General features: G+C 72.5%; 22 protein-coding genes and 1 pseudogene. 12 read left to right on the forward strand and 11 right to left on the reverse strand.

Features of this window, described 5'->3' with window-relative positions:
* Positions 1-34: 34 nt before the first annotated feature.
* Positions 35-1,378: an LCP family protein gene (locus ACFCZ1_RS02870; protein WP_376676526.1), complete on the reverse strand. Its 1,344-nt coding sequence runs from the start codon at positions 1,376-1,378 to the stop codon at positions 35-37.
* A 126-nt stretch (positions 1,379-1,504) separates the two neighbouring features.
* Here ACFCZ1_RS02870 and ACFCZ1_RS02875 point away from each other — a divergent pair, with 126 nt between their 5' ends.
* A complete protein-coding gene (locus ACFCZ1_RS02875) occupies positions 1,505-2,386 on the forward strand; it encodes a hypothetical protein (RefSeq protein WP_376676527.1) in 882 nt (293 codons plus the stop codon).
* 46 nt (positions 2,387-2,432) lie between these two features.
* On the opposite strand, the gene ACFCZ1_RS02880 is transcribed toward ACFCZ1_RS02875, so the two are convergent.
* Positions 2,433-2,717 carry a hypothetical protein gene (locus tag ACFCZ1_RS02880; RefSeq protein WP_376676528.1) on the reverse strand — a complete coding sequence of 95 codons (285 nt, stop codon included), beginning with the start codon at positions 2,715-2,717 and terminating at the stop codon, positions 2,433-2,435.
* Positions 2,718-2,843: 126 nt separating this feature from the next.
* On the opposite strand from ACFCZ1_RS02880, the gene ACFCZ1_RS02885 reads away from it, so the two are divergent.
* From ACFCZ1_RS02885 to ACFCZ1_RS02900, 4 genes are all read left to right on the forward strand, one after another.
* Positions 2,844-3,416 (forward strand): putative glycolipid-binding domain-containing protein, encoded by a 573-nt coding sequence (locus ACFCZ1_RS02885; RefSeq protein WP_376676529.1) that lies wholly within the window; start codon positions 2,844-2,846, stop codon positions 3,414-3,416.
* Between the two features lie 410 nt (positions 3,417-3,826).
* Entirely contained in the window at positions 3,827-4,405 is a 579-nt protein-coding gene (locus tag ACFCZ1_RS02890) for an RNA polymerase sigma factor (protein WP_376676530.1), read from the forward strand.
* Positions 4,406-5,322: 917 nt separating this feature from the next.
* Positions 5,323-6,108: an IclR family transcriptional regulator C-terminal domain-containing protein gene (locus tag ACFCZ1_RS02895; RefSeq protein ID WP_376676777.1), complete on the forward strand. Its 786-nt coding sequence runs from the start codon at positions 5,323-5,325 to the stop codon at positions 6,106-6,108.
* 231 nt (positions 6,109-6,339) lie between these two features.
* Positions 6,340-6,828 carry a hypothetical protein gene (locus tag ACFCZ1_RS02900; RefSeq protein WP_376676531.1) on the forward strand — a complete coding sequence of 163 codons (489 nt, stop codon included), beginning with the start codon at positions 6,340-6,342 and terminating at the stop codon, positions 6,826-6,828.
* Between the two features lie 29 nt (positions 6,829-6,857).
* On the opposite strand, the gene ACFCZ1_RS02905 is transcribed toward ACFCZ1_RS02900, so the two are convergent.
* The 4 genes from ACFCZ1_RS02905 to ACFCZ1_RS02920 form a co-directional block, all read right to left on the reverse strand.
* Positions 6,858-7,091, reverse strand: coding sequence for a DUF6213 family protein (locus ACFCZ1_RS02905; RefSeq protein WP_376676532.1), 234 nt, complete (start codon positions 7,089-7,091; stop codon positions 6,858-6,860).
* Between the two features lie 94 nt (positions 7,092-7,185).
* Positions 7,186-7,923: a VOC family protein gene (locus ACFCZ1_RS02910; RefSeq protein WP_376676533.1), complete on the reverse strand. Its 738-nt coding sequence runs from the start codon at positions 7,921-7,923 to the stop codon at positions 7,186-7,188.
* Positions 7,924-8,206: 283 nt separating this feature from the next.
* Complete coding sequence (locus ACFCZ1_RS02915) at positions 8,207-8,407, reverse strand: DUF5988 family protein (RefSeq protein ID WP_376676534.1); 201 nt, start codon at positions 8,405-8,407, stop codon at positions 8,207-8,209.
* Positions 8,408-8,486: 79 nt separating this feature from the next.
* A complete protein-coding gene (locus ACFCZ1_RS02920; RefSeq protein ID WP_376676535.1) occupies positions 8,487-8,903 on the reverse strand; it encodes a VOC family protein in 417 nt (138 codons plus the stop codon).
* Between the two features lie 212 nt (positions 8,904-9,115).
* On the opposite strand from ACFCZ1_RS02920, the gene ACFCZ1_RS02925 reads away from it, so the two are divergent.
* Together ACFCZ1_RS02925 and ACFCZ1_RS02930 are read left to right on the forward strand one after the other, a co-directional pair.
* The gene (locus tag ACFCZ1_RS02925; protein WP_376676536.1) at positions 9,116-13,084 is read left to right on the forward strand and encodes a Pls/PosA family non-ribosomal peptide synthetase; all 3,969 of its coding nucleotides are present in this window, start codon (positions 9,116-9,118) and stop codon (positions 13,082-13,084) included.
* 64 nt (positions 13,085-13,148) lie between these two features.
* Positions 13,149-14,564 (forward strand): M1 family metallopeptidase, encoded by a 1,416-nt coding sequence (locus tag ACFCZ1_RS02930; RefSeq protein WP_376676537.1) that lies wholly within the window; start codon positions 13,149-13,151, stop codon positions 14,562-14,564.
* 55 nt (positions 14,565-14,619) lie between these two features.
* On the opposite strand, the gene katG is transcribed toward ACFCZ1_RS02930, so the two are convergent.
* Both katG and ACFCZ1_RS02940 read right to left on the reverse strand, forming a co-directional pair.
* A complete protein-coding gene (gene katG / locus ACFCZ1_RS02935) occupies positions 14,620-16,851 on the reverse strand; it encodes a catalase/peroxidase HPI (protein ID WP_376676538.1) in 2,232 nt (743 codons plus the stop codon).
* Between the two features lie 95 nt (positions 16,852-16,946).
* Positions 16,947-17,053: pseudogene (locus tag ACFCZ1_RS02940) on the reverse strand (transcriptional repressor); the annotation flags it as partial.
* A 179-nt stretch (positions 17,054-17,232) separates the two neighbouring features.
* Here ACFCZ1_RS02940 and ACFCZ1_RS02945 point away from each other — a divergent pair.
* Positions 17,233-17,661, forward strand: coding sequence for a Fur family transcriptional regulator (locus ACFCZ1_RS02945; protein WP_376676539.1), 429 nt, complete (start codon positions 17,233-17,235; stop codon positions 17,659-17,661).
* 215 nt (positions 17,662-17,876) lie between these two features.
* Complete coding sequence (locus tag ACFCZ1_RS02950) at positions 17,877-18,302, forward strand: hypothetical protein (RefSeq protein ID WP_376676540.1); 426 nt, start codon at positions 17,877-17,879, stop codon at positions 18,300-18,302.
* 236 nt (positions 18,303-18,538) lie between these two features.
* Here the strand turns inward: ACFCZ1_RS02950 and ACFCZ1_RS02955 are convergent, their stop codons facing one another.
* Entirely contained in the window at positions 18,539-18,991 is a 453-nt protein-coding gene (locus ACFCZ1_RS02955) for a nuclear transport factor 2 family protein (RefSeq protein ID WP_376676541.1), read from the reverse strand.
* Positions 18,992-19,025: 34 nt separating this feature from the next.
* Positions 19,026-19,754 (reverse strand): helix-turn-helix transcriptional regulator, encoded by a 729-nt coding sequence (locus ACFCZ1_RS02960; protein ID WP_376676542.1) that lies wholly within the window; start codon positions 19,752-19,754, stop codon positions 19,026-19,028.
* An 86-nt stretch (positions 19,755-19,840) separates the two neighbouring features.
* Between ACFCZ1_RS02960 and ACFCZ1_RS02965 the strand changes: the two genes are divergently transcribed.
* On the forward strand, positions 19,841-20,179 hold the full coding sequence (locus ACFCZ1_RS02965) for a hypothetical protein (RefSeq protein WP_376676543.1): 339 nt from the start codon (positions 19,841-19,843) through the stop codon (positions 20,177-20,179).
* A gap of 27 nt (positions 20,180-20,206) precedes the next feature.
* Here ACFCZ1_RS02965 and ACFCZ1_RS02970 read toward each other — a convergent pair whose 3' ends face one another.
* The gene (locus ACFCZ1_RS02970) at positions 20,207-22,108 is read right to left on the reverse strand and encodes a protein kinase (protein ID WP_376676544.1); all 1,902 of its coding nucleotides are present in this window, start codon (positions 22,106-22,108) and stop codon (positions 20,207-20,209) included.
* Positions 22,109-22,312: 204 nt separating this feature from the next.
* Between ACFCZ1_RS02970 and ACFCZ1_RS02975 the strand changes: the two genes are divergently transcribed.
* Positions 22,313-22,867: a PadR family transcriptional regulator gene (locus ACFCZ1_RS02975; protein ID WP_376676545.1), complete on the forward strand. Its 555-nt coding sequence runs from the start codon at positions 22,313-22,315 to the stop codon at positions 22,865-22,867.
* Positions 22,868-22,956: 89 nt separating this feature from the next.
* Positions 22,957-24,681, forward strand: coding sequence for an acyl-CoA dehydrogenase family protein (locus ACFCZ1_RS02980; protein ID WP_376676546.1), 1,725 nt, complete (start codon positions 22,957-22,959; stop codon positions 24,679-24,681).
* Positions 24,682-24,744: the final 63 nt, after the last annotated feature.

Here is a 24,744-nt window from a genome sequence, read left to right on the forward strand (position 1 = left end):
CACGCCGGTCCGGTCACGTGGAGCCCTTCGCAGCTCACCCCGGCTGAGCGTCACGGGCGGGTGTGCCGGCGCAGCGGAGGCGGTCGGCGGTGACGGGGGCGCCGTCGGCGACGTTGCGGTCGTAGGTGACGGTCTTGACGTGGACGGGCCCGGCGCCGACCGTCACGTCGAAGAAGGTGTCGTCCTTCGGGGTGGCTCGCAGGCGGGATCCGGGCAGGGCGGCCGCGAGGGTGGCGGCGTCCTCCTCGCGTCCGGCCGGGTAGCCGATGACGGGCGGCCCGGCGGGACGCACCTCCGGCGCGGACCGCGAGGTGTCGGTGACGGCGAAGCCGCTGCCGCGCAGGGCCGCTGCGACCGCGGTGTCATCCACGCGGACCGCGATCCCGGCCGGGTTGGTCGGGGCGGGGGTTTCCGGGACGGGCTGGATGCGGGTGTCGCCGGTGATGGGCCGGTCCGCGCCCAGCGCCTCCCAGAGCGCCGCGGACCGCGGCCCGTCCCACACCAGCGTGGAGCCCACCCCGGGTACGCGGTGGTCGAAGAGCCGGATCGGTACGGTCGCGAACTCGGTGCGGTCCGCACGCAGCCGGCCCAGCGCCCAGCCGATGCGGACGAGGTCCTGCAGGTCCGTGCCCTCGTCGGTGCGTACGGACTTCAGCAGGGCCCGGGCGGTGCGTGCCGTGTTCACGGGGCCGTCCAGCGCGCCCTCGGCGGTGAGCCGGGCCAGCAGGCCGGTGACCACGCGCTGCTGGCGCCGGACCCGGCCGAGGTCCCCGGGCCGCTGGTTGACGTGCCGGGCCCGGACGTAGCGCAGGGTGCGGTTCCCGTCGGTGTGGTGGACCCCGGTGCCGATGTCGAGACCGGAATTCTCGTCCTGGAGCGGCCTGTCCGTGCACACCGTCGCGCCGCCGAGGTCGTCCACGGCCTGCTCGAAGCCGGTGAAGCCCGTCTCCAGGTAGTGGTCGACCCGCAGGCCGGTGACCTTCTCGACGGTGCGCACCGTCAGCGGGCCGCCGCCGAGCGCGTAGGCGCCGTTGATCTTGCCGAGGCGGGGCGGGCCGGTCTCACCGGCGGTGCCCGCCGTACCGGCGTACTCGACGTAGGAGTCGCGCGGGATGGAGACGATGCTCGCGCGCCGACGGTCCTGGGACAGGTGCACGAGCATCATCACGTCGGTGCAGTTGCAGCCCTTGCCGCCCACGTGGAGCCGCTGCTTCTCGGCGGCGGAGAGGCCGGCGCGGCTGTCGATGCCGACGACCAGGATGTTCGTACCCCGGCCGTGGCCCGGGACCCCACGGTCGGCCGATACCGCCTGCCGGTCCAGGAACGAGCCGGATCCGAGGGTCGCGAGCAGGGCAAGGGCAACAGTGAGACGACGCAATGCATACCCCATAACTCGACAAACCAGGACAGAAGTGGAGATTAATGGGTGGGGTGTGCGCACCAGGGGATACGCGCCGGGACCGGCCGTTCCATCGCCCTCGCAGGTCCTTGTAGGTTCGGCCCCATGATCCTCACCACCCCGGCGCGGCCGCTGGACGTCGAGGCCCTGTTCCCCGGGCTGGCCGCCCATCGCGGTACGGCGACGCGGCTGCACCCCCGCGCCGGATCCCCGGGGGCGGGCGACAGCCACGTCGGCGGTCCACTGCTGTGGCCCGCCGACGAGCCCTGGCCGGCGTGCGACGAGCAGCACGAGCACAGCGGGCCGCTGCTCGCCGTCGCCCAGCTGTACAGCGGGGACGTCCCGGACCTGCCCGCCGGTCCCGACGGCTGTGATCTGCTCCAGGTGTTCTGGTGCCCCTTCGACCGCCACGGGCCCACGGGGCACGGCATGCACGTGCGGCTGCGCTGGCGCCGGTCCGCCGAGGTCCGAGAGGCCCTGCCACGGCAGCAGCAGCCGCAGGCGACGGTCGTCGGCTTCGACGGCTACGTGCCGAAGCCGTGTGTGCTGTACCCGGAGCGGGTCACCGAGTACCCGTACATCGAACTGCTGACCGGAGAGCTCGGCGAACGCGTCGGGGAATGGGAAGAGGCCCAGGAGGAGGCCGCGTACGAGGCGGGCGAGGACTCCTGCGCCCTGCCGAGCTACCAGAGCGACCTGTCCATCGCCCCCGGCTGGAAGGCCGGCGGGCACGCCGCGTGGAACGTCACGGGTCCCGGGACGACGGACTGCCGCGGCTGCGGCCACGGGATGGAGCTGCTCCTGACGATCGATACGTACGAGTGGCGCTCGGACAGCGCCAGTTGGAGACCGGCGCCGGAGGGCGAGGCCGTCCCCCAGACCGGATCGAACCGCCCGACCGGGGTCGCCGTCGGCAACTACGGCAAGCTCAACGTCTTCGCCTGCGCCGGCGACCCCGCTCACCCGCACCGCTTCGTCGTGCAGTGACCGGCGCCCGCCCCGGCGGACCGGCCGGCCGTGTGGACGGCCGCGGTCAGGGGCGGCGGCTCCCGGCGGTGATCTCGTCGCGGATCAGGTTGCGGTGCTCCTCGTACAGGAGCCGCGCGTCGTCGCTCGCGAGCACGTCGGTGCCCAGGCCGCACGCGCAGGTGACGACGGCGAGATCCGGAGCGGCCCGCCGGGTACTGCCCTCAGGGCCGGGGCCGCCCTCGCCCTTGACGTTCTCGAAGCGGAGGCGGTGGCGGTAGAGGGGCGGGCGCGGCTCGTCGCGCGTGACCGTCGTGTCGCCGTCGTCGAGGGTGAACCGGTGTTCGTTCATGCGTCCATCATCGCTTCCCCCACCGGCCCGGAACCGGTTGCGGCGCGCCCCGCGCCGCCGTCCCGGGGAACCGGCCGGGCGCTGCGTTCCCGTCCGCGGACGGCGCGGCGACGTAGGCTCGCCCGTATGAGTACTCGTCACCTCGCGCGCACCTGGGAGATCTTCCCCGACAGGGGGTACTCGACCGCTTGGCTCGGCCTCGGCGGCAGCCGCCTGGACGCGCGCGGGCGGTCCGTGGGCCTGGTCCCCGAACCGTACTGGGTGACGTACACGCTGGAGACCACCGACGCGTACGTGACCTCGCGCCTGCACGTCACGGTCGAGACCGCGGCATCGGCCAGGACGCTGGACCTGCGCAACGAAGCGGGCCGCTGGACGGTCGACGGCGAGTGCCGGCCCGATCTCGACGGCGCTCTCGACTGCGACCTGGGCCTGTGCCCGCTGACCAACACCATGCCCGTGCTCCGTCACGGCCTGCACCGGCAGCCCGGTACCGCCCCGCACCACTTCCTGATGGCCTGGGTCTCCGTGCCCAGCCTCGACGTCCGCGCGAACCGGCAGACGTACACGCACCTCGCCCGCGCCGAACACGGAGCCCGCATCCGCTACGAGTCCGGTGGCTTCCGCAGCGACGTCGAGTTCGACGACGACGGGCTGGTGCTGGACTACCCCCTCTTGGCGACGGCACTCACCCGCTGACGCCCGCGCCCGGCGGCTCGGGCCCGGCGGCCCGTGCCCGTGCCCGTGCCCGCGGCCGCATTCGCGAGGCGGCGCCCGCGTCCGCGTGCCGGCGCGTGCGGGTGTGCAGCGGTGCGCGCGGGTGTCGGGGGCGCGCGGGGGTGTCAGGGGCGCACGAAGACCCGAATGCGCCCGATCCTGAAAATTTCCGGACACCGGCGTGCACGATCGGGCGCTTTCTTCGATGGGGTGGTCCGTAGGGGGCGTTCGACGCTCCACAGCTGCCGCGTCCGGGGTCAGGCACGCCCGTTTCGCACACGCCACTTGAAGGGTTTTTGCCGACGTGAATGTTGCCCAGTTCGCCGTCCTCGTGCTGATAGACGCCACCGTGATCCGGGTGTTCGCCGTTGACGTCAGCTGTGGGGGAGTGCATGAGTGAGGGCGAGTTCGACCCATCCGGAGACCGGGCGGTCGCCAGCGAGCTGGCGGGTGTCCTGCCGGTGGACTTCACCGCCTTCCACTCCCAGCATCACCGGGCCTACCTGCGCTACGCCCATCTTCAGCTGGGCGGCCGCAAGGACGCCGAGGACGTGGTCGACGACGTCTTCACCTTCCTCCTGAAGGTGTGGCCGCACGCCTTGAAGGAGGCAAGCCTGCACGCCTTCGCCTGGGCAGCGCTGCGGGAACACGTCGAGCGGCGGATGGCCGCCCTGAACCGGCCGGTGGCGATGGTGGAGACGGCGTGGTTCGCGGCTCTGCGCCGTTCCTCCAGGGAACGGCTGGAGCTGCTGGAGTCCACGCTCGGCCTGTACACGGCCATCGCCGACCTGCCCGAGCGGCACTACGACGTGGTGTTGCTGGCCTTCCTGCTGGGCAACGAGTACGACACGGTCGCCCGGATGATGGGCATCGCTCCCGCGACCGTCCGCTCGCACATCCGCGGCGCGCGCCGAACCCTGTCCCGCAAGCTCGGGGTGGACTGGATCCCGGAAGAGGAGAAGGCCCGGTGAGCGATATGACACGCGATCGCGACATGGAGCTGTTCGCACTGGACACGGCCCTGGAGAACGCGACGGTGCTCGCGGCCGAGTACGCGGGCTACGACGAGTACGCCGCCCGCCGCCGGATCGCCCGCCGCGTCGTGGCCGACCGCGCCGGCCGGGCGAGGGCCTGCGCGGCGGGCGCCGCGCCGCTGCCCGGACAGGGAACGTCGCAGGCGGCCGATCACCTGGTGCTCGACGCCGCCTGCCATGTACGGGCCGCGCGGCGCCTGGAGGACCTGACCCGGCACCTCGTGGAGGACAGGGCCTTCACCCAGCTCGCCCTGGCAGCCGGGTCCTGGCCCCACAGCATGGAATCGGCGCTGCTCTTCGGCAGCCTCCTGCACCTGGCCGGCAGGACGGAGGGCGCACAGTTCTGGTTCCGGTACGCGGCCGGAGCCGATTCGCGGACCGGTGCCCACTGTCTCTACCTCCACCACCTCGCCCGCGCCGAGGTCGCCACCGCCCGCCACTGGAAGCGCCAGGCCGGGCTGCTGCCCGCGGACGACGGCCTGTCCGCGCTGCCCGGGATCCCCGACGACCTCGAAGAGGCGCTCGGAGCGTCCGTCATCTGGAGCTCCCCGCCCATCACCACCCAGGACCTCACCACCGTGGCGGGCGGACCCGGATACTGCGGACACACCGGGTACCGGCTCCCCGTACACCTGCGCGGGGCCGTCACCGCCCTGCTGTACGCGGTGGACCCGGACCTCGGTGAAGTCTTCCGCCCGGGCCCGCAGGTCGCGGTCGCCGTCGCCCGGCACGCCCGGCTCGACCACCTGCACCTGACCGGCGAGGCGCAGGCGTGGGCGCGCGAGGCACTCGGGCCGCCCCGCCCGACCGAGGCCTCGCGCAGGTCCCCCGAGCGGCGACCGGCCTGTGCCGCGCTGGAATCCGTACACCGGGCCCTGCGTGTGCTGGAGATCATCAACCGCTTCTCGGGCGGCGGCGTGAGCCTGACGCAGGTAGCTCGTGAGACGGAACTGCCCCAGTTGCCGCTGGCCCGGGTGATGGAGCAGCTGACCAGGGCGAACCTCGCTACCGCCATCGGGCCGGGCGCGTTCGTCGCGGGCACGGCCCTGCTGCGGGCCGGTACGGCGGACGCGGACGGGCGCGGGCAACTCCACGAGGCCCTGGCATGGGTGAGGGACGCGGTCGGCGCCGCCGTCTACGTGGGCCGGTACACCGACGGCGAGGTCTCCATCACCCAGTACGCCGACGGTCCGGCCACACCTCCGGTGGAGGAATGGGTGGACTTCCGGGCGGCGGCCCACGCCTCCGCCGTCGGAAAGGCGTTACTGACCCAGCTCGACCACGACGGCCGGCGAGACCACCTGTCCCGGCACGGGACCGTCCGCTTCACCTCCCGCACCCTCACCAGCCACCAGGCGCTCTTCCACCAGCTCGACGCACGCGAACCCCACCAACCCCTGTTGGACCTGCAGGAATACGCGCCGGGCACGGTGTGCGCCGCGGTCCCCATCACCTCGGGCCCGAACGCCGAATGCCTCGCGCTGTCGCTCCCTGCCCCGGACCCCCATCGCCTGCGGCAGGCAGCCCGGATCCTGCAGAGCGAGGCCGCCGCCGTGCTGCTCGCCCTCGTCATGGCAGGCGGCGCCCCGAGCCCGCCGACCCGCGCGGGCGAGCCGGCGGGCGGGGCATCGCGGCCATGAACTGACGGGGCCGTTTCGTGTCGGATTCCCGAAGCCCCCAGGCCTGCCGAGGAGTCTTGCAGTGGGCCGCCCGTACCCCGCCGGCGCCGCCCGTGCCTTCCGCCCCCGATGCCCCTGGTGCGCCCCGGCCGCGGGGCCGCGGCGCTCCAGCGGGTGCGTGGTCCGTCCGGATGGGGGAAGCTGGCATGGCCGAGCAGTTGGACGATGGGACAGGCAGTCGAGGAGGGTCTCGTGGAGACTTCAGGAGACGGTCGGCCCGCCCGCGCACCCCGCTCCAGGGTGCGGACGGCCACGTTGTTGTGCGCGGCGGCGGCCCTCGTGGCGGCCACCGTTCCCGCCTCCGCCCGGTCGGGGGCCGCACCGACGCCGACCCCGCCGCCTGGAACGGTCGTGGTAGCCGACTGCTTCGCGCAGGCCCAGGTACGCCCCGAGGAATACCTGCTGGCCTGCGGGGACGGCAACAACCGCCTCGTGGGGCTGCGCTGGGACACCTGGGGACGGCGGACCGCGACGGCCACCGGCACCGACATGGTGAACGACTGCCGCCCCTACTGCGCCGCGGGCCGCTTCCGCTCCTACCCGGTGAAGGTGAGCCTGAGCAAGCCGGAGCCCTGGCCCGAACACGCCGGTGTCAAGCGGTTCACCATGATCCGGCTCGTCTACACCGACACCGCACCGTCCCCGGTCGCGAAGGACGTGTCGTACAAGCTCGTGTACTGACGGCCGGACCCGTGTACGGACGACACCCCCTAGTGGCGCGTGCCCGATGCGAGTCCGATGCATTCGACGTCGATCTGATCGGCGACCTGGTCCAGCACGCCCGCCAGATCGAGCACCGTCCGTGGATCACCGCTCATCTCTCCGGAGTCGGTGGAGTACAGCCAGTCGGCCGCGAGGCGGCGCAACAGCTCGGTGACATGGTCGGCGGGTATCAGCAGTACGCCGTCGGCGGCGGGTATCAGCGGTATGGATACCTGGATCATGGGACCGCCTCCAGGAGAAGTGTCCGACACCTGTCCCAACCAGGTCCGTGAGCGGCTGATTCCGGCCGGGGCCACGGCCAGGAGGGACGCCGCTTCAGGCCGGGGGCCGCTGAGGGCTCATCACGGTGAAGAGCGCGCCCTCGGGGTCGCTGAGGGCCACCGAGCGGTCGGCGCTCGTCGTGCGGACGGGACCGGCGACCCGGCCGCCCAGAGCGGTCGCGGCGTCCGCCGCGCCCTCCAGATCGGGTACGTGGAAGTGGACGTGCCAGCGGGGGCGGACCAGCGGGTCAGGGGCCTCCTCCAGCGCACCGCCGCTGATCCGTGCGACGGTGTCGTGGCCGTGCCGCAGCACCACGTGGTCGTGTTCGTAGGAGACGGTGCACGAGCCGGGCCGCTCGGTGGCCCAGTCGAGGACCTCGCCGTAGAAGATGGCCGCGGCGAACGCGTCGCGCGTGCGCAGTTCCAGCCACGCCGGAGCGCTTCCCCGGCCCACCGCCCAGTCCGGGATGACCTCGCCCTGCCAGAAGCCGAAGACGGCCCCGGCGGGGTCCGCGGCCAGGGCGGCCCGCCCGGTGCCGAAGGCGAGGGGGCCCACGGCCATGGTGGCTCCGCGCTCGCGGATCCGCGCGGCGGTGGCGTCGGCGTCGTCGACGGCGAAGTACGGCGTCCACGCCACCGGAATGCTGAGGCCCTCGGCCAGTGCGCCCATGCCCGCGACGGGAGCTCCGTCGCGCAGGGCAACCGTGAAGCCCTCGCCGATGCGGGTGCTGCGGAACTCCCAGCCCAGCACGGCGCTGTAGAACCGCCGGGCGGAGTCCAGATCCCGGGTCATCAGGCTGACCCAGCACGGTGCACCAAAGAGTTCATGGCTCGACGTCGACACAGCTGGCAGCCTCATCCGCAGGTCGCAGGGCGGGGGGACCCGTCCACCGTAGCCCCGGCGCGGGCGACCGGCCGCGAGGCTCGGCCCGCACCGCTCCCGGTGTCTCCCAACGGTCCCTGCCGGGGGAGCCGTTCACGCGGAGCCGGTCCGGACGCCGACGGCGTCGTGCCGAGCCGGGTGGCGGCGCGTGCCGCCCGTACGACGGGCGGGTGCACGGCGCGCGGCCACCGCTCTACTCGGCGACCTCCGTTCGCTCCCACCACTCGTACACCGGCAGCTCGCCCTCCGGGCCGGTCCGGTGCCGCGAGGTGGGCCGGAAGTGTTCGTACCCGCCCCGGTGCGGGATCTTCAGGTCTTCTCCGGGCGCGGGGGCCGGAACGATCCGCTCGAGCAGGTCGTCGGGGCCGCCCTCAAGCGCTGCTTTGTCTGCCATGCCCCCAGTCTTCCGACCCGCGGGACGGCCCGCACGTCGAACCGCGGGGAGGACCGGCCGTCCGGCCGGGCGCGCGCTTTCAGGCCCGCTGCTCGCTGATGTTGACCATCCAGGTGATGCCGAAGCGGTCCGTGCACATGCCGAACACGTCGCCCCACATCTGCTTGTCCAGCGGGACCGCGACCGTACCGGTCGCGGAGAGCTTGTCCCAGTACCCGCGCAGTTCGCCGGCGTCATCCCCGCTCAGGCTCACCGCGATGTTGTTCCCGGGCTCGTGCGTCGTGCCCGGCGGGTTGTCGGCAGCCATCAGGGTGAAGCCGCTGTCGGTCTCGAGCATGCCGTGCATGATCCGTCCGGCGGCGTCCCCGGCCTCCTGACCGCCGAAGTCACCGTAGGTGTTCAGGGTCAGGGTGCCGCCGAAGGTGCCCTGGTAGAACTCCATGGCCTGGCGGGCGTCGCCGTCGAAACTGATGTACGGATTGAGTCGGGAAGGCATGTGATTCCCCTTTTCCTCATGAGTTGTCAGTTCTCGCAGGCTAGGCGATGCGCAATACCGTTCCTTCCCAGCCACGCGCAAGGCTTCAACCAGAAAATCCTTGACGGCGCACTAGACTGGAGGGCTGTTTGGCACTGGACCGGAACAACCCGGGCAAACCCGGGCTCCGCCCGGCGACCCGGGGATTCTCCGGGAACGAGACACGAGGGCCGATGGCAGCCACACCTGAGCGCGGTGAACTGACTCTCCTCGACGACGGTGAGACGCACCGGGAGACGGACGGGGAGAGGCACGGGGAGGCGCACGGGGAGGCGCACGCGCAGGCGCACCAGGAGTCCGGCAAGGCCGCCCTCCTGTCCGCCGGACCCGCCGCCCCGCCACGGACCCTCGTCGACGTCTTCGAGGCCTCCGTACGGGAGTACCCCGACGAGCTCGCCCTGGACGACGGCGCCGTCCGGCTGACCTACCGGGCACTGGCCGTCGAGGTCGAGCGCCGGCGGCGCGCTCTCGCGGCCGCCGGAGTGGGCCTCGGCGACCGGGTCGGCGTACGCGTGCCGTCCGGGACCAACGAGCTGTACGCGGCCGTCCTCGCCGTGCTCGCCGCAGGCGCCGCCTACGTGCCCGTCGACGCGGAGGACCCCGACGAGCGCGCCGAGCTGGTCTTCGGCGAGGCCGGGGTACGGGCCGTGCTGGGCGCCGGAGCGCGCATCGACGTCATCGGTCACGCGGACGCCCGACCTTCCTCCGCGGCGCGCCCCGGCCCGGGGCACGACGCCTGGATCATCTTCACCTCCGGCTCCACCGGCAAGCCCAAGGGCGTCGCCGTCAGCCATCGCAGCGCCGCCGCCTTCGTGGACGCCGAGGCCGCGCTGTTCCTCGCCGAGGAGCCGATCGCGCCCGGCGACCGGGTCATGGCCGGACTGTCCGTCGCCTTCGACGCCTCCTGCGAGGAGATGTGGCTGGCCTGGCGCCACGGCGCCTGCCTGGTGCCCGTGCCCCGCTCCCAGGTGCGCAGCGGCGCCGACCTCGGTCCCTGGCTGGTGGAGCAGGAGATCACCGTGGTCTCCACGGTGCCGACCCTGGCCGCGCTCTGGGAGCCGGAGGACCTGGGCGAGGTCCGACTGCTGATCTTCGGCGGCGAGGCCTGCCCGCCCGAGCTGACCCAGCGCCTGGTCACCGAGGGCCGCGAGGTCTGGAACACGTACGGCCCCACCGAGGCCACCGTCGTCGCCTGCGCCTCGCTGCTGACCGGTGAGGAACCGATCCGGATCGGTCTCCCGCTGAACGGCTGGGAACTGGCCGTGGTCGACGAGTCCGGGGAGCCGGTGCCGATGGGCGGCAGCGGCCAGCTCGTGATCGGCGGCGTCGGACTGGCCCGCTACCTCGACGCCGAGAAGGACGCCGAGAAGTACGCCCCGCTGGAATCCCTCGGCTGGGAGCGCGCCTACCGCAGCGGTGACCTCGTCCGCGCGGAACCGGAGGGGCTGGTCTTCCTCGGCCGCGGTGACGAGCAGATCAAGCTGGGCGGTCGCAGGATCGAGCTGGGCGAGGTGGACGCCGCGCTGCAGGCCCTGCCCGGCGTCGCCGGCGCGGCCGCCGCCGTGCGCACGGCGCGCAGCGGCAACCAGCTGCTCGTCGGCTACCTGGTCACCCAGGAGGGCTGGGACCGCTCGGCCGCCGTGGAGCGGCTGCGCGCCGAGCTGCCCGCGGCCCTCGTACCGCTGCTCGCGCCGGTCGACGAGCTGCCGACCCGTACGTCCGGCAAGGTGGACCGGGACGCGCTGCCCTGGCCCCTGCCCGAACTGGAGACCACCGGCCCCGCCGAACAGCTGTACGGCACCGAGGCCTGGCTCGCCGAGCAGTGGGGCGAGACCCTCGGAGTGGCCGTCACCGGCGCCGCCGACGACTTCTTCGCGATCGGCGGCAACAGCCTCGCCGCCGCCCAGCTCACCACCCGGCTGCGCACCCGCTATCCGAGCGCGGCCGTGCTCGACATCTACCAGCAGCCCACCCTGCGCAAGCTGGCCCGGAGGCTGGAGAAGTCCGTACAGGACGACGGTGCGGCCCGGACCATCCCCCCGGTACCGCTGCGGTCCAAGGTGATCCAGTCGCTCCTGCTGCTCCCGCTGTTCACGCTGGTCGGCCTTCGCTGGACCGTGGCGCTGCTGGCCCTGGGCAACGTCCTGCACCTGTTCGGGCCCTATCCGTGGGCGCCGACCGCCTCCTGGTGGCTCGTGGCCGCCGGCGCGGTGCTGCTCTTCAGCCCGCCCGGCCGCCTCGTGATCGCGGCCGGCGGCGCCCGCCTGCTGCTGCGCGGGGTGAAGGCGGGACGCCACCCGCGCGGCGGGAGCGTGCACCTGAGGCTGTGGACGGCCGAACGGCTGGCCGAGTACGTCGGCGCGACCTCGCTCACCGGCTCCTGGCTGGAGCGCTACGCCCGCGCTCTCGGCGCCAGGATCGGCCCCGAGGTGGACCTGCACTCGCTGCCCCCGGTCACGGGCATGCTCAAGCTCGGCCGCGGCTGCGCCGTCGAGTCCGAGGTGGACCTCTCCGGCCACTGGCTGGACGGCGACCGCCTCGAGATCGGCCCGGTCAAGGTCGGCGCGGGCGCCGTGGTCGGCACCCGCAGCATCCTCTTCCCCGGCGCTCGCGTCGGCAAGCGCGCCGAGGTGGCGCCCGGCTCCGCCGTGGTCGGCCAGATTCCCACCGGCCAGCGCTGGGCCGGAGCGCCGGCCGGCAAGCTGGGCAGGGCCAAGCGGAACTGGCCCGAGGAACGCCCGCCGCGCGGGCTCCCCTGGCGGGCCGCGTACGGTGCGGCCGGCTTCGGCCTCACGGTCCTGCCCGTGCTCGCCACCCTCCCCGCCCTGCTCGTGCTGAGCCGGTTCGTGCCGGCCGACGCGGGCCTGGCCGCGGCCCTGCGCGGAGCGCTGCTCGCCGTGGTGCCCGGGGCGCTCGCCTACGGGTTCGCGTACGCGCTGCTCCTGCTGGTCCCGGTACGGCTGCTCAGCCTCGGGCTGCGTACGGGCAACCATCCGACGCACTCCCGGGTCGGCTGGCAGGCCTGGACGGTCACCCAGCTGATGGACCTGTCCCGGGAAACCCTCTTCCCGCTGTACGCCGGACTGATCACACCGGTGTGGCTGCGGCTGCTCGGCATGAAGATCGGCCGCGGCGCGGAGGTGTCCACCGTGCTCGCGCTGCCGAGCCTCACCACCGTCGGCGAGGGCGCCTTCCTGGCCGACGACACCCTGACCGCCCCGTACGAACTGGGCGGCGGCTGGATGCGGATCGGACATTCCGAGATCGGCCGCCGGGCCTTCCTCGGCAACTCCGGAATGACCGCGCCGGGCCGCAACGTACCGGACGACGGGCTGGTCGGCGTGCTGTCCGCCACCCCGAAGAAGGCCAAGAAGGGCAGCTCGTACCTGGGCCTGCCGCCGGTCCGGCTGCCGCGCTCCGCGGCGGACGCGGACCAGAGCCGGACGTACGACCCGCCCGCGCGGCTGCTGTGGGCGCGCGGACTGGTGGAGCTGTGCCGGCTGGTCCCGGTGTTCTGCTCGGCCGCGCTGGCCGTGCTGACCGTGGCGGCGCTCTGCGCGCTGATCACGGAGAGCGGCCTGGGGATCTGGGGAGCGGCACTGCTGTCCGGGGCGGCCCTGCTCGCCGCCGGCGGCGCCGCGTGCGCGGTCGCCGTGGCCGCGAAGTGGCTGCTGGTGGGCCGGCACCGGACGGGGGAGCACCCCCTGTGGAGCGGCTTCGTTTGGCGCAACGAGCTGGCCGACACCTTCGTCGAGGTACTGGCCGTGCCGTGGCTCGTCGGATCGGTGCCCGGTACGCCGCTGCTGGCCCTGTGGCTGCGCGGGCTCGGGGCGCGGATCGGCCGGGGCGTGTGGTGCGAGAGCTACTGGCTGCCCGAGACGGACCTGGTGGTGCTGGGCGACGCGGTCAGCGTGAACCGTGGCTGTGTGCTGCAGACTCACCTCTTCCATGACCGGATCTTGAGGACGGATACTGTGGTCCTCCGTGAGGGCGCCACCCTGGGCCCGGGCGGAATCGTCCTGCCCGGGAGCACGATCGGGGCCCGCAGCACACTGGGTCCCGCCTCACTCGTGATGGCCGGCGAATCGGTCCCCGCCGATACCCGCTGGCTCGGAAACCCGATCGAGGCCTGGCGGCCTTGAGAAGGGCCGGCCCTCGGCAACACCCGCACGTCGTACGAGCACAGCGCAGGGAGCGGAAGCGGCAGTGAGCGGCCAGAGGACAGCGGCATCGGACCCGTACTTTCCGGCCAACGGCGACACCCGTTACCGCGTGCACCGGTACGAACTCGCTCTGGAATACCGTCCCGGCCCCAACCGGCTGGCCGGGACGGCCCGGCTCAGCGCGATCGCCGGACGGGCACCGCTCACCGAGTTCCACCTCAACCTGGCCGAGTTCAAAGTGGGCCGGGTCCTGCTGAACGGCCGGGCGCCGCACTACGCGCACCGGGGCGGCAAACTCCGAATCCGGCCGGCCAAGCCGCTGCCGGCGGGCGCCGCATTCACCGTCGAGGTGCACTGGGCGGGCAACCCCAAGCCGGTGCGGAGCCCGTGGGGCGGCCTCGGCTGGGAGGAACTGACCGACGGGGCGCTGGTCGCCAGCCAGCCGGTCGGCGCGCCCTCCTGGTACCCGTGCAACGACCGGCCCGCCGACAAGGCCTCGTACCAGATCTCCGTCAACACACCGTCCGCCTACACGGTGGTGGCCGGCGGCCGGCTGCTGACCCGGACGACGAAGGCCAGCACCACCACCTGGGTGTACGAGCAGTCCGCGCCGACCTCCAGCTACCTGGTCGGCCTGTCCATCGGCATGTACCAGACGGTGCTGCTCGGCGATCCCGGGCTCGGTGGTGTTCCGCAGAGCGCCCACGTGCCGGCGCACCTGCTGCCGCGGTTCTCGCGCGACTTCGCCCGGCAGCCCGCGATGATGCAGCTGTTCGAGGAACTGTTCGGGCCCTATCCCTTCGGCGAGTACGCGGTGGTCGTCGCCGACGAGGAACTGGACGTCCCGGTGGAAGCCCAGGGACTCTCCCTGTTCGGCGCCAACCACGTGGACGGCGTACGCGGCTCGGAGCGCCTGATCGCCCACGAGCTCGCACACCAGTGGTTCGGCAACAGCGTGACCATCGCCGACTGGCGGCACATCTGGCTGAACGAGGGCTTCGCGAAGTACGCGGAATGGCTCTGGTCGGAGCGCTCCGGCGGGCGCACCGCGCACGAACTGGCGGCCGCCGCGCACCGGCTGCTCGCCCCGCAGGCCCAGGACCTGCGCGTGGTCGACCCGGGCCGCAAGCTGATGTTCGACGACCGCCTCTACGAGCGCGGGGGGCTCGCCGTGCACGCGATCCGCTGCGCCCTGGGCGACGGCGCGTTCTTCCGCATGCTGCGCGACTGGGCCGCCGTCCACCGCCACGGCGTGGTGACCACGGGACACTTCACCGGCCACGTGGCGCGGTACGCGGCCGAGCCGATGGACGACCTGTTCTCGGCCTGGCTGTACGAGCCGTCCCTCCCGCCCTTCCCGCCGCTGCCCCCGGCGCCCGTGCGGGCGTCGATACCGGCGAGGCCCGGGTACCCGCCCGCGAACGGTGGGCCCATGGGCCCGGGCAGGGCTTCCGCGTAGCGCGACCGCGCCGAGGAGGTCCGGGCCGGCCGTGCGGCCGGCCCGGACCTGCTGGTCAGACCAGGTCGAACCGGTCGAGGTTCATGACCTTGTCCCACGCCGCGACGAAGTCCTCGACGAACTTCTGCCTCGCGTCGTCGCTCGCGTAGACCTCCGCGAGCGCGCGCAGCTCGGAGTTCGACCCGAAGACAAGGTCGGCACGGGTGCCGGTCCACTTGACCTCGCCGGTTGCGGCGTCGCGGCCCTCGAAGGTGTTCGCGTCCCCGGACGTCGCCGTCCACGTCGTGCCCAGGTCGAGCAGGTTGACGAAGAAGTCGTTCGTCAGGGAGCCCGGGGTCGTGGTGAAGACGCCGTGCGGCGACTGCTGGTGGTTCGCGCCGAGGACGCGCAGACCACCGATGAGGACCGTCAGCTCGGGGGCGCTCAGGGTCAGCAGGTTCGCCCGGTCGAGCAGCAGGTACTCGGCCGGCAGACGGTTGCCCTTCCCGAGGTAGTTGCGGAACCCGTCGGCGGTCGGCTCCAGCGCGGCGAAGGACTCCACGTCGGTCTGCTCCTGCGTGGCGTCCGCGCGGCCCGGCGTGAAGGGGACCGTGACGTCGGAGCCCGCGTCCTTGGCGGCCTGCTCGACCGCGGCGGCGCCGGCCAGCACGATCAGGTCGGCGAGCGAGATCCGCTTGCCGCCGCTCTGCTCGGCGTTGAAGGCCTCCTGGATCCCCGTCAGGGTGCGCAGGACGGTCGCGAGCTCGTCGGGCTCGTTGACCTCCCATCCGCTCTGCGGCTGGAGGCGGACGCGCGCGCCGTTGGCGCCGCCCCGCTTGTCGCTGCCGCGGAAGGACGAGGCGGACGCCCACGCGGTGGAGACGAGCTGGGACACCGCGAGGTCCGATGCGAGGATCCGGCTCTTGAGGGAGGCGATGTCCGAGGCGTCGACGAGCTCGTGGGTGACGGCGGGCAGGGGGTCCTGCCACAGCAGCGTCTCGGCCGGGACCTCGGGGCCGAGGTAGCGCACCACCGGGCCCATGTCGCGGTGGGTCAGCTTGAACCACGCACGGGCGAAGGCGTCCGCGAATTCGGCGGGGTTCTCGTGGAAGCGCCGGGAGATCTGCTCGTAGGCCGGGTCGAACCGCAGCGAGAGGTCCGTGGTGAGCATCGTCGGGGCGTGGCTCTTCGACGGGTCGTGGGCGTCGGGCACCGTGCCCGCTCCCGCGCCTTCCTTCGGCCGCCACTGGTGCGCGCCGGCGGGGCTCTTGAACAGCTCCCACTCGTAGCCGAACAGGATGTCGAAGAAGCTGTTGTCCCAGGCGGTCGGGGTGTTCGTCCAGATGCCCTCCAGGCCACTGGTGATGGCGTCCGCGCCCTTGCCGGTGCCGTAGGAGTTGTTCCAGCCGAGGCCCTGCTGCTCGATCGGGGCGGCCTCGGGGTCGGCGCCGACGTTCTCCGCGGGACCCGCGCCGTGGGTCTTTCCGAAGGTGTGACCGCCCGCGATCAGGGCGACGGTCTCCTCGTCGTTCATCGCCATCCGGCGGAAGGTCTCACGGATGTCGCGGGCCGCGGCGAGCGGGTCCGGGTTGCCGTTCGGGCCCTCCGGGTTGACGTAGATGAGGCCCATCTGGACGGCGCCCAGGGGGTTCTCCAGCTCGCGGTCGCCCGTGTAGCGCTCGTCGTCGAGCCAGGTGGTCTCGGGACCCCAGTAGACGTCCTCGTCGGGCTCCCAGACGTCGGCGCGGCCGCCGCCGAAGCCGAAGGTCTCGAATCCCATCTGCTCCAGGGCGACGTTGCCGGTGAGGATCATCAGGTCGGCCCACGAGAGGCTCTGGCCGTACTTCTTCTTGACCGGCCACAGCAGACGGCGGGCCTTGTCGAGGTTGCCGTTGTCCGGCCAGCTGTTCAGGGGTGCGAAGCGCTGCTGGCCGGCCCCGGCGCCGCCGCGGCCGTCGCTGATCCGGTAGGTGCCGGCGCTGTGCCAGGCCATCCGGATCATGAACGGGCCGTAGTGGCCGAAGTCGGCGGGCCACCAGTCCTGCGAGGTCGTCAGCACCTGGGCGATGTCCTGCTTGACCGCCGGGAGGTCGAGGGTCTTGAACGCCGCGGCGTAGTCGAACTCCTCGCCGAGGGGGTTCGCGACGGCGGGGTTCTTGGCGAGGATCTTCAGGTTGAGCCGCTCGGGCCACCACTGGCGGTTTCCGCCGCCCTGCGTCGGGTGCGGCGCGCGCTCGTGCGCGACCGGGCAGCCACCTCCGCCCTCGGCCTTGGCGTCTACGACGATTGCATCGTGGTTCTCAGACATGGGAATCCTTCCGTACCAGGCGGATCACGGTGTTCAGGAACTGAATGCGGTGGAACTGCCGGGGCTCGGGCCCCCGGCTCGTCCTCGGCCTAGTCGATCTCCTCGACGCCGAGGTGGTCACCGTCCCGGACGGTCTCGGACAGTGGGACGCGAGCGGCCGCCACCGGCAGGTGTCGGCACCGCGCGGCTCCTCGGCGGTGGTCCGTCACGTCTCTGTCTCCCGCCGCGGTGGAGTCGTCCTGCCTCTTTGCCATCTGTGTAACCGATCCTACGATGGACACAATCCAAGTCAAGAAGGCCGCCAATCCCATATGCCGTCGGATCCCGGACGGGTGCGCATCCGCGCCGGGTCATCCCACCGGACCGAAGAGGGGAACCGATATGAGTGACCTGCTGGAGCGGCTGCGGGGGCGTGGCTGGCGGATGACGTCGCAGCGGCGGGTCGTGGCCGAGGTCCTCGACGGCGAGCACGTGCACCTCACGGCCGACGAGGTGCACGCCCGCGCGGCGCGGCTGCTCCCGGAGATATCCCGGGCGACGGTCTACAACGCCCTGGGCGAGCTCGTCTCCCTCGGCGAGGTCGTGGAGGTCTCCGCCAACGGCCGCGCGAAGCGGTACGACCCCAACGGGCACCAGCCGCACCAGCACTTGGTGTGCTCCGGCTGCGGCCTCATCCGCGATGTCCGCCCGACCGGTGACGCGCTGGCCGCCCTCCCGACCGGGGAACGGTTCGGCTTCACCGTGTCGGAAGCCGAGATCACCTACCGCGGCCTGTGCCCGGCCTGCGCCCAGGCCCTGTCGTCAAAGTAGCGCCCGGCCCGCGACGCTCCCCCGGCCACCGCTGGGAGGTACCCCAGGGCGCCGCACTTCACCGCCCGACAGACCTTTCCGGCCACGGCACTCGTGTGCCGATCGGAACCATCGCAAGCGGCTTTCCGGTGTCTGAAAATGGCGAGCCGTCGGAGGGCCGGATCGACCCACGGGATAGAGTGCCGTCACCCCAACTAGCCTTGTGGAGACGGAACATGCGCATATCTGCACTGTGTGCCGCCCTCGCCGTGACGGCCGTGACGTTCGCGGGAACGGTGACTCCGGCCGCGGCCGAGCCCTCGGCCAGCACGGTCACCCTGGACGCCGGTGCCGGACTCCACCACAGCACCGGGAGGGTGATCTATGAGCACGTCGACGGTGCGGTGAACTCCGTCAAGATCATCTCCGTGCGGGCAACCGGCGGCTCCGCCGACTGCGCCTGGGTGCAGTGGAACGACCCGAAGGCCGGCGGGGACGGCTGGCAGTCCCTCAACTCCGAGCCCGGGTGCTACGGCGGCACCGTGGGGGAGACGCTCGACGTCGTCATCAAGGCCCCTGCCGGGCATCCGCTCAAGGTGCGCCTCGCCGCGTACCACGCCGACAGCGTCGACGTGATGCACAAGGACATCGCGAAGCTCTAGCCGGACGGCGCGGCGACACCGGGTCGCCGAGTCGATCCGGTGTCGGCCGCGTGCCGTGCCGTCAGCGGGACTGCCGGAGGGACGGTCGGCCGGTGCGGTCCTGCCCGGGCAGTCAGGCCCGGGCCGAGGCGGTCCCGTGCGTCCCGACGCGCCGTCAAGGACCGCACGAGGCACAGGTCGTGGCCGGGATGCGGTCGGGGGCCGGTGTGCGGCCCGGTCCACCGCAGCGCGCGCGGCTACGCGGCGAAGCGCCGGTCTCCGGTGAGCGACCACACGGCGGAGATCCGTCCATCGGCCACGGAGCACATGTCGATGCCGCTCTTGGTGACAGGTGTGCCCGAGCCGTCCGTGTACGTCGCGGTCCACCGGGTGGCGAGTTGTCCGTGCGCACCGTCGACGACGGGCGCACCGTCGAGGGCGTAGGTCAGTCCGGTCCGGGTTCGGCGGTGGGCGGCGATGAAGGCGATGAGGCTTCCGTGCGCGAGCGTGGAGTCGGCGCCGGTGCCCTCGACGGTGTTCGCGAAACGCAGCCGGAAGCCGGGGGTGAGGATCTGCTCCGCGCGTGCGAACTCGCCGTTCCACAGGGCCGTCCACCCCTCCAGCAGCCTGATGCCGTGCTCTCGGGTCGGCAGGGCGGCGGCGTCGGCGGCGGCGGGGGTGTGGGCGTGGGCGTGGGTCGTCAGGTGCACGGGGTGCCTTTCCGTTGGCGTGGGGCACCAGCTTCTATGCCTTGGGCGACAGCCCTATGTCGGTGTTTACGAGTTCGTCGAGAGGTACGAACTCCCAGCCCAGGGTGTCGACGGCGGAAAGGTCCACGCGGCGCGGCGGGACCGTCTCCGCCAGGGCGTTCGCCTGTTGGATCCGGTCGAGACGGAAGCCGCGCACCGCGGCACGGAGTCGGCACCAGCCGATGAGGTACCAGTGGTCGCCACCCAGGAATCCCATGGGTTCGACCAGGCGATCGGTGCCGGCTCCCTGTGCGTCGGCGTAGCGCAGGCGTAGCACCTGCCGAGTGGAGAGTGCCTCTCGCAACGTGCGCGGGACGCCGGTCGGTTGCCGCTGGGAAGTGGTGAGCCGGACGCGGTCGGCGAGCTCGCGGGTGGCGTGGCGCTCGCGTGGAGGCATGATGGCGAGGATCTTGTGCAGAGCCGAACGGGCATCGCCCGCGAACGGTGTCCCGGACAGTGCGTGCAGTCCCACCGCCAGGGCCGTCGCTTCCGCCGGCGTGATCGTCAAAGGCGGCAGGGTGTGGTTCTTGTCCAGGACGTATCCACCGCTGCGGCCGGGCTCGGCGTAGATGGGCACGCCGGATTCCTGCAGGGCGCTGAGGTCGCGCTCGATGGTGCGGGAACTGACATCGAACCGCCCGGCCAGCCACCGGGCGCTCCGCGGGCGGGGCGAAGCTGCACGCAACTCTTCGACCAGCGCATACAAACGATCAGTACGGTTCACGGGAAGGACCGTAGCGAGGAACTCTTCGATGCCGATGCCGCGCCTGTTCGGTCGCGGCTTCCGTCGGCGGGTGGCATTCTGGCCAGATGCCTGCCTGGACTCGGTCGCTGTTCGACAACTTGCGGTACCTGCTCAACGAGTGGGATCCGATCGGCGTGGCGGATCTGGCGCGGGACGAGTACGACTGCATGCTCGGCCCGTTGTTCCAGCGTCTGCGCCGCGGCACCACCCGGGCGGAGCTCGGTGAGTTCCTCCGGTACGAGCTGGAGGAGCACTTCGGCCTCGACCCCGCCGACCACGGGACGGACGCGATGGCCGACCGGCTGATCGCCTGGTGGGCCGAGGCGGTCCCGACCCGAGGCGCCGACGGGCCGACGGACCAGGCGCGGCTCGCCCTGCCGTCTGCCGTCTGCCGGAATGACTGAGCCGGGGGTGTCCCGGCCGCCCGAGGGCTAGGTTTGCCTCGTCCAGCGCTGTGACGCCTCCCCGCCGCACGTCTTCGTCACCAGGCCGCCGGCCATGCCGAGATCGAGGCAGCCGCCGCCGTAGTCGCTGCGCAGGCTGCCACCCGAACCCGTACGCCACAACCGGCCGATGTCCTGGGCGCAGTCGCCCACGAAGACGGCCTGGCCGAGCCCGTTGGAGTACAGGCACCCCCCGCTCTGCTGGTTGACGAGCTTGAAGCTGCCGTCCGACCTGCTCTGCACGGTCCACCGGGCGCTCGGGTTCGAGCACTCGCCGAAGTCCGAGGCCCCGTAGACCTGGGTGATGCACTTGCTGTTGTTGCCGTTGCGGTAGCGGTAGGTGCCGGATTCCGGGGGCGCCGGGGCCGTGGGCGCGGTGGTCGTCCCGCCACCGGTGGGACGCGTGGCGCTGGTGCCGCCCGCGATCGTGGAGCTTCCGGGTCCGCCCGCGCCGTTCTGGCCTCCGCTCGCGCTGCCGCCGCCGGGGGCGGTCCCGGCGCCCGCGGCGGCCGCGACCGGGGCGCCGGCCGCCCCGCCCTGTCCCGTGTCGCTACCGCCCCCCTCGGCCTTGTCCTGGGCCGGTGACTGCGCGGGCGACGCCGTCCCCGACGGGCCGCCGCCCGCCGCCGACGCCGTCGGGTCGGCAGGTGCCGTGACCGGGGCGGACGGGGTGCTCCGGGCCCCGGCCTGCGGCGACGTCGTGTACGGGAGGTGCTGGAGGGCGAGGGTCGTACCGCCCGCGACCACGACGACGGGGACGACGGCGAGGAAGACGCGGGTGCGGCGGCGCCGTTCGGGCCGTCTGGCCCGCGCCCCGGGCCCTTCCGGGAGGGACTCGACCTCGGGCGTGAGCTCCGCCCCGGGCCCCTTCTCCGGCTCCTTCTCCGGCCCCTTCTCCCGCTTCTTCCCCTCCGGCTCCTCGTCCGGTTCGGGACCGCCGCCGGTGAGCGGGACCGTCGGTACGTCGATCTCCTGCACGTTCACGGCGAAGGCGGCCCGCTCGGCCAGGCGCTCGGCAATGGCGGCCGGCCATGGCGGTGTGGCGGCCGGGCTGTGCCGCGAGGCGCGTTCCAGGAGTTCGGTGGCGGTGGGCCGGCCCTCCGGGTCCTTGCCGAGACAGGCCGCGACGAGCTCGGCGAGCTCCGGCTCCAGCTCCCGCAACGGCTCCAGGTCGGGCTCCTCGTGCACGATGCGGTACAGCACACCGTGCCCCGACTCGTCGCCGAAGGGCGGCTGCCCGCACGCCGCGTAGGCGAGCACCGAGCCCAGCGCGAACACGTCGGTGGCGCCGCTGGGCCGCCCTCTGCCCGAGGCTTGTTCGGGCGCCATGTAGGCGGGTGTGCCCACGACCATGCCGGTCCTGGTCAGCTGGCTCTGCTCGGCGGCCCGGGCGACGCCGAAGTCGATGAGGGTGAGGCCGTCGAGGGTCAGCATGATGTTGGACGGCTTGAGGTCCCGGTGCACCATGTCCAGCGCGTGCACCGCCGCCAGGCCCGACGCCGCTTCCCTCAGCAGCAGCCACAGGGCCCGCGCGGGCAGCGGGCCGCCGTGCACACCGACGGCTTCCCGCAGCGTGAGCCCGGGGATGTACGCGGTGGCGAACCACGGGGGCCTCGCCGTGCGGTCGCTGGCGAGCAGCGGCGCGGTGGCCTCCGCGGGCAGCCGGGCGAGATTGTCCAGTTCGTGCCCGAAACGGCGCAGGAAGTCCTCGTCCTCCCCGACGACGGAGGAGAGCAGTTGTTTGACGGCGACGTACCGGTCCTCCTGGACGCCGAGGTACACGCGCCCCATACCCCCGGCCCCGAGCCGGCCCACCAGCGGAATCGACCCGATCCGGCGCGGATCCCCCGCCTCCAGGGGCTCGGCCCCGCTCCCCGTCAGCTCTAACACGTCAGCCCCGCTCGAATCAGAAACAGTTTCCAGAAATCTAACGCGGTGATCCAGCAACGGCAACGCGCTGAAGCCTAGGCCGACTTGCTCCTCGACGGGCCGCCGCCGGCCCCCGCCCGGAGCCGGAGAGCCGGCGCCGTGAGCCGCGTCTCACCCGGGCCGTGACGCTTGTCTATGCAACGAGTTGCATACAAGGATCGGGGTATGGCACTCGAGCACGCGATCCTCGTCTCCCTCCTGGAGAAGCCGGGCTCCGGATATGAGCTGGCCCGGCGGTTCGACCGGTCCATCGGCTATTTCTGGACCGCCACCCACCAGCAGATCTACCGCGTGCTCAAGCGCATGGAGGGCGACGGCTGGCTCGACGTGCGCGAGGTGCCCCAGCAGACGAGGCCGGACAAGAAGGAGTACTCCGTCGCCGCGGCGGGCCGGGACGCCCTCTCCGCCTGGCTCCACGAGCCCGTCCAGCCCGACAGCGTCCGGCACGAACTCGCCGTGAAGATCCGCGGCGCGGCCTTCGACGACCCCGCCGCACTGATCCGCGAGGTCGAACGGCACCACCGGGCGCACGCCGACCGGCTCACCCACTACCTCGCGGGGGAGCTGCGCGACTTCACCGGCCCGGACGCTCCGGCGGTGGCGGACGCCGGGCGGGAGCTCCAGCACGTCGTGCTCCGTGGCGGCATCGCCTACGAGCGGATGCAGCTCGCCTGGCTGGAGGACGTACTCGCCACGCTCCACCGGATCGCGACCTCCTGATCGCCCGCACCCTTCGCCTCACCCTCCTCACCCTCCTCACCCTCCTCACCCTCCTCACCCTCATCCCCCGACCCGAAAGGCGAACCTCCATGAGCGACCCGCTGCTGTTCAACCCGCGCACGTACGACCCCGCCCACTTCGACGCCGAGACCCGCAGGCTGCTGCGCGCCACCGTCGACTGGTTCGAGGCCCGCGGCAAGCGCAGGCTGATCGAGGACTACCGCTCCCGCGCGTGGCTGGCGGACTTCCTCGCGTTCTCCGCGAAGGAGGGGCTCTTCGCGACCTTCCTGACCCCGGCCCCCGCCGCAGGCCAGGACGAGCCGGACAAGCGCTGGGACACCGCACGGATCGCCGCGCTCAACGAGATCTTCGGCTTCTACGGCCTGGACTACTGGTACGCCTGGCAGGTGACCATCCTCGGCCTCGGACCGGTCTGGCAGAGCGACAACGCCGCCGCCCGCGACCGCGCGGCGGAGCTCCTGCGCGAGGGCGAGGTGTTCGCCTTCGGCCTCTCCGAGAAGACCCACGGCGCCGACATCTACTCGACCGACATGCTGCTGGAGCCCGACGGCGACGGTGGCTTCCGGGCGAGCGGATCCAAGTACTACATCGGCAACGGCAACGCCGCCGGTCTCGTCTCCGTCTTCGGCCGCCGCACCGACATCGAGGGCCCCGACGGCTACGTCTTCTTCGCCGCCGACAGCCGCCACCCCGCGTACCAGCTCGTGAAGAACGTCGTCGACTCCTCCAAGTACGTCAGCGAGTTCCGGCTCGTCGACTACCCGGTCGCCGCCGCCGACGTCCTGCACACCGGTCGCGCCGCCTTCGACGCCGCGCTCAACACGGTCAACGTCGGCAAGTTCAACCTCTGCACCGCGTCCATCGGCATCTGCGAGCACGCGATGTACGAGGCCGTCACCCACGCGCAGGGCCGCATCCTGTACGGACGCCCCGTCACCGCCTTCCCGCACGTGCGCCGTGAGCTGACCGACGCCTACGTCCGCCTCGTCGGCATGAAGCTCTTCAGCGACCGCGCCGTGGACTACTTCCGCTCGGCCGGTCCCGACGACCGCCGGTACCTGCTGTTCAACCCGATGACCAAGATGAAGGTGACCACGGAGGGCGAGAAGGTCATCGACCTGCTGTGGGACGTCATCGCGGCGAAGGGCTTCGAGAAGGACACCTACTTCGCCCAGGCGGCCGTCGAGATCCGCGGGCTGCCGAAGCTGGAGGGCACGGTCCACGTCAACCTCGCGCTGATCCTCAAGTTCATGCGCAACCACCTGCTGGAACCGGCCGAGTACGCGCCCGTGCCGACCCGCCTCGACGCGGCCGACGACGCGTTCCTCTTCCGTCAGGGGCCGGCCCGCGGTCTGGGCTCGGTGCGCTTCCACGACTGGCGCACGGCCTTCGACGCGTTCGCGGCCGTGCCCAACGTCGGCCGCTTCCGCGAACAGGCCGACGCGCTGTGCGCGTTCGTCACGACCGCCGCCCCGGGCGAGGAGCAGAGCCGGGACCTCGATCTGCTTCTGGCCGTTGGCCAGCTGTTCGCGCTGGTCGTGCACGGCCAGCTGATCCTGGAGCAGGCACAGCTGTCCGGTCTGGACGCGGACGTGCTCGACGAGCTGTTCGGCGTCCTCGTGCGCGACTTCTCCGCACACGCGGTCGAGTTGTACGGCAAGGACTCCGCCACCGCGGACCAGCAGAGCTGGGCCCTCGACGCGGTACGGCGCCCGGTCCTCGACGCCGACCGCTCGGCGCGCGTCTGGGCGCGCGTGGAGGCACTGGCCGGGGCGTACGAGATGGCCCCCTGACCTGCCGGCTCCGTCGGGCGGGCGGCCCGCCTCGGGCGGTCGGCTCCCGGTAAGGGGGAGCCG

Source organism: Streptomyces sp. NPDC056224 (assembly GCF_042267665.1).
Taxonomy (GTDB): domain Bacteria; phylum Actinomycetota; class Actinomycetes; order Streptomycetales; family Streptomycetaceae; genus Streptomyces.

What these genes read in the sequence shown, in the direction of transcription:
- ACFCZ1_RS02875 (WP_376676527.1), top strand. Translation starts at nt 1,505, where the DNA reads ATGATCCTCACCACCCCGGCGCGGCCGCTGGACGTCGAGGCCCTGTTC.
- ACFCZ1_RS02910 (WP_376676533.1), bottom strand. Translation starts at nt 7,923, where the DNA reads ATGACCCGGGATCTGGACTCCGCCCGGCGGTTCTACAGCGCCGTGCTG.
- ACFCZ1_RS02950 (WP_376676540.1), top strand. Translation starts at nt 17,877, where the DNA reads ATGCGCATATCTGCACTGTGTGCCGCCCTCGCCGTGACGGCCGTGACG.
- ACFCZ1_RS02915 (WP_376676534.1), bottom strand. Translation starts at nt 8,407, where the DNA reads ATGGCAGACAAAGCAGCGCTTGAGGGCGGCCCCGACGACCTGCTCGAG.
- ACFCZ1_RS02945 (WP_376676539.1), top strand. Translation starts at nt 17,233, where the DNA reads ATGAGTGACCTGCTGGAGCGGCTGCGGGGGCGTGGCTGGCGGATGACG.
- ACFCZ1_RS02885 (WP_376676529.1), top strand. Translation starts at nt 2,844, where the DNA reads ATGAGTACTCGTCACCTCGCGCGCACCTGGGAGATCTTCCCCGACAGG.
- ACFCZ1_RS02980 (WP_376676546.1), top strand. Translation starts at nt 22,957, where the DNA reads ATGAGCGACCCGCTGCTGTTCAACCCGCGCACGTACGACCCCGCCCAC.
- ACFCZ1_RS02880 (WP_376676528.1), bottom strand. Translation starts at nt 2,717, where the DNA reads ATGAACGAACACCGGTTCACCCTCGACGACGGCGACACGACGGTCACG.
- ACFCZ1_RS02925 (WP_376676536.1), top strand. Translation starts at nt 9,116, where the DNA reads ATGGCAGCCACACCTGAGCGCGGTGAACTGACTCTCCTCGACGACGGT.
- ACFCZ1_RS02975 (WP_376676545.1), top strand. Translation starts at nt 22,313, where the DNA reads ATGGCACTCGAGCACGCGATCCTCGTCTCCCTCCTGGAGAAGCCGGGC.
- ACFCZ1_RS02920 (WP_376676535.1), bottom strand. Translation starts at nt 8,903, where the DNA reads ATGCCTTCCCGACTCAATCCGTACATCAGTTTCGACGGCGACGCCCGC.
- katG (WP_376676538.1), bottom strand. Translation starts at nt 16,851, where the DNA reads ATGTCTGAGAACCACGATGCAATCGTCGTAGACGCCAAGGCCGAGGGC.
- ACFCZ1_RS02965 (WP_376676543.1), top strand. Translation starts at nt 19,841, where the DNA reads ATGCCTGCCTGGACTCGGTCGCTGTTCGACAACTTGCGGTACCTGCTC.
- ACFCZ1_RS02905 (WP_376676532.1), bottom strand. Translation starts at nt 7,091, where the DNA reads ATGATCCAGGTATCCATACCGCTGATACCCGCCGCCGACGGCGTACTG.
- ACFCZ1_RS02890 (WP_376676530.1), top strand. Translation starts at nt 3,827, where the DNA reads ATGAGTGAGGGCGAGTTCGACCCATCCGGAGACCGGGCGGTCGCCAGC.